Here is a 2,313-nt window from a genome sequence, read left to right on the forward strand (position 1 = left end):
GAGTGATAGGACAACACATGACAAAACAAACTCATGTTGAACAACGTGCCGAGGTGCACATTTTTGCCGGCAGTGATACTGCGCATACGGCACAGGGCGTCAATGGTATTGCCACTGCCACCCCTGAATTAACCCCGCTGATGTTAGATGATGCTACGGGCAAATTAGTGGTGTGGGATGGACAAAAAGCCGGCACAGCGGTGGGCATTTTAGCCTTGGCATTAACCGGTAATGAAGCCCATTTGACGTACTACAAAAGTGGGACGTTTGCGACCGGTGCATTGCACTGGCCTGACTCGGTGGATGCCGTCAAAAAAGCCAATGCGTTCATTGGGTGTGCAATCAGCCATCGTTAATGTTGAGATTAAAGGAAAAAAGAGACATGGGATTATTTTCAACCCGTCAATTACTGACCTATACCGAAGAGAAAGTGAAATTTCGTGCGCTATTTTTAGAGCTGTTTTTTAAGCGCACAATTACGTTTGATACCCCAGAGGTGATGCTGGACAAAATCACTGGAAAAACACCGATTGCGGCGTATGTCTCTCCCATCATTGAAGGTAAGGTGCTTCGTCACCGTGGTGGTGAAACACGAGTACTGCGCCCGGGATACGTGAAGCCCAAGCATCGTTTTGATTACCAGCAGGCGGTTGAGCGTTTACCGGGGGAAGATCCTGCGCGTTTGAATGATCCAGCTTATCGCCGTTTACGCATTTTGACCGATAACTTGAAACAAGAAGAGCACGCGATTGTGCAAGTGGAAGAGATGCAGGCGGTGTCGGCGGTGTTAAATGGGCGTTACACGATGGCGGGAGAGCAGTTTGAGACGGTGGAGGTGGATTTTGGTCGTTCAGCCAAAAACACTATCACCCAAACTGGCGGGGCAGAGTGGTCGCAACAAAACACGGAGACCTTTGACCCGACCTATGACTTAGATGCGTACTGTGATTTGGCTTCGGGGACGGTCAATATTGCCATCATGGATGGCTCGGTGTGGCGTTTATTGAACAGTTTTAAATTGTTCCGTGAAAAGCTGGATACGCGCCGTGGCTCTACATCTGAGTTAGAAACCGCGACCAAGGATTTGGGGGCAGTGGTGTCATTCAAAGGTTATTACGGCGACTTAGCGATAGTGGTCGCCAAGACGACCTATGTCGATGAACACGGCGAGACTCAACGTTATCTGCCGGAAGGGACATTGATTTTAGGGAATACAGACGTGAATGGTATTCGCTGCTACGGGGCTATCCAAGATTCTCAAGCGCTGAGTGAAGGCATTACATCCGCCGTGCGTTATCCAAAACACTGGGAAGTCACCGGGGATCCAAGCTGTGAATTTACCATGACGCAATCCGCGCCGTTGATGGTTTTACCGGATCCGGATGCATTTGTGGTGGTTCAGGTTAAGTAAAGGACGGCGGGGAAACCCGCCGATTTTTATGTAAGGGGATATCGCATGACTAAAGCACAAATGATCACGCGCTTAAAATCGTTGGCAAAAATATTGGGGCGTGATGTGGATACGTCCGGTACGCAAGCGGAGTTGGAGCAACGATTGATGGAGTGGGAAGAGGAAGCGGCATCTTTACCGTCTACAGAAGCGAACTCCTCCGAATTGAAGGGCGTCACATCACAAAAAAACGAGCCTGTGCCGACAAAGGGCGATGGGGTGTGGGTCAGAATGTTGGCGTCTTGCCATCTCGTGGCACTCAATGGATCGGGCTTTCCTCAATCGCAACTGACGGTAACCGGTCAACGTGTTTTCATTGAGGCGTATCGCGTCAATGAATTGGTGAATGCGGGGCTGGCTGTGGTGAGTGAGTACGACGATGCGTGACAATCCGTTTGATCGCGCCATGGCAAAAGCCGACAACGCTATTTTACAACACTTAGGACGGCAATGTTGGATTGAGATTGCCGGGCGAAAAATTCCCCTTCGCGGGGTGTTAGATGAGCCGGTTGCCGATGTGCAGTTGAAACGTCAAGCGGGACAGATCCAGGATGTGGCGCCTCGTTTATTTGTGAAGTCGTCCGATATTGCTGGCATGAAACCCAAGGCTCGCGTTGATATTGGGGGGCAGACATATTGGGTGGTGACCCGTGAGCCGGATGATAATGGGTATTGTTATTTAACGTTAGCCAGAGGGAAACCGGGTCATGCGTATGTCACGCCTGAATGGGGGTAAGTGATGACAACGCGTCATTTATTGTTTGATATTGATGTGGATGCCTTGCGTCAGATAGTGGAGCAGGTTGGGGCAACACAACATCAATACCGATTAGCGTATTCGCGCGCGTTAAAGCGAACCGCGT

4 protein-coding genes are annotated in these 2,313 nt (G+C 50.2%); all 4 read left to right on the forward strand.

What is annotated here, in order from left to right; all coding sequences use genetic code 11:
- The first annotated feature begins 17 nt into the window (after nt 1–17).
- From PROVALCAL_RS07345 to PROVALCAL_RS07360, 4 genes are read left to right on the forward strand one after another with little or no spacing between them, the layout of a single operon-like run.
- The gene (locus PROVALCAL_RS07345; protein ID WP_039861752.1) at nt 18–356 is read left to right on the forward strand and encodes a head decoration protein; all 339 of its coding nucleotides are present in this window, start codon (nt 18–20) and stop codon (nt 354–356) included.
- 26 nt (nt 357–382) lie between these two features.
- Nucleotides 383–1,411: a major capsid protein gene (locus PROVALCAL_RS07350; RefSeq protein ID WP_039861751.1), complete on the forward strand. Its 1,029-nt coding sequence runs from the start codon at nt 383–385 to the stop codon at nt 1,409–1,411.
- Nucleotides 1,412–1,456: 45 nt separating this feature from the next.
- Entirely contained in the window at nt 1,457–1,837 is a 381-nt protein-coding gene (gene gpFI, locus PROVALCAL_RS07355) for a DNA-packaging protein FI (protein WP_006658547.1), read from the forward strand.
- The gene (locus PROVALCAL_RS07360; protein WP_006658548.1) at nt 1,830–2,186 is read left to right on the forward strand and encodes a head-tail joining protein; all 357 of its coding nucleotides are present in this window, start codon (nt 1,830–1,832) and stop codon (nt 2,184–2,186) included. The genes gpFI and PROVALCAL_RS07360 overlap by 8 nt, the downstream gene beginning before the upstream one ends.
- Nucleotides 2,187–2,313: the final 127 nt, after the last annotated feature.

It is taken from the genome of Providencia alcalifaciens DSM 30120 (genome assembly GCF_000173415.1).
In the GTDB taxonomy this organism is placed as follows: Bacteria; Pseudomonadota; Gammaproteobacteria; order Enterobacterales; family Enterobacteriaceae; genus Providencia; species Providencia alcalifaciens.